The organism is Erwinia sp. PME.40.26/001 (genome assembly GCF_055556675.1).
In genome coordinates this window covers 1-866 of the sequence record NZ_JBVHNP010000023.1, presented here as the reverse complement: position 1 = coordinate 866, position 866 = coordinate 1, and the positions used below count along the sequence as shown (strand labels likewise).

General features: G+C 44.5%; 1 protein-coding gene and 1 pseudogene. Both read right to left on the bottom strand.

Annotated features, from left to right (window positions below; genetic code table 11):
- A partial coding sequence (locus ACZ3HG_RS22970; RefSeq protein WP_465334610.1) for an Imm70 family immunity protein occupies window positions 1–222 on the bottom strand: 222 nt, incomplete at its 3' end.
- Window positions 219–866: pseudogene (locus ACZ3HG_RS22965) on the bottom strand (DUF637 domain-containing protein); the annotation flags it as partial. The pseudogene ACZ3HG_RS22965 and the gene ACZ3HG_RS22970, both read right to left, overlap by 4 nt.

The following is an 866-nucleotide window of genomic DNA, read 5'->3' as shown; positions in this document are numbered from 1 at the left end:
AAGTGAAAGTTCACTTTTAATAGAATCTAATTCATCCTTAACTTTATACAGTTCATCATAAGCTAAAGATCTACGATAAAGCTTTTCCGTTACATAAGGATATTTACTACCTCTCTCGTCGCTTTCCAATAAAGAGACTATAATATTAAAAAATCCTTTCACATCAGATACTGGCCCAACTTCAGCCAATGTCATCGCTGCAAGTATTCCGACATTTTTCATTCTGTTTTAAACCGGATGGAGGAAGAAGTAATTGCACCGTTTGATTTATCTACGATGCCTTTCACAATTTTCATTCTTTCTACGGCTGTAACGCTCTGCCCGCGAACATCAATCACTACCTGCTGTTGCATTCCCGCAGGTAAATTCTTCTGCCGCTCAATTGCCTGTTTTGCTACGTTATTAATCAGCCCATTTTTGTTAGTCGTAATATTGTAGTTCTTCACTTCAACACTACAGATATTTCCCTGACACCAGTCAGGGCGAACCCCACCTTTTGTACCGTAGGGAACTTCTTTACCATCCTTGAAGCTGACCTGTTCGCGCCAGCCGTCACCGAGATCTTTACCTACATCTATTTCTGATTGCCTGTGACCTGGGCGTATTGTGGTTGCTATCTCATCACTGGCCTTATTAATCAGCTTCGACGCTTCAGCCACATCCCCTTTAGCCAGCGCTTTCTCTGCCGCTTTCAGCACACCCGCTGCAACACGCTCTCCCGGTATAAGAGAAGCGGCCACGTTGAGATAATCCAGTGCTGACTGTGCCTCCGCTGCGCCTTTTATCGTGCCAACAACCGGCACAAAATCTGCACCCGTTGACACCATATCTTTCAACGCTTCACGCCGTTCCGTGTACATCTTCAC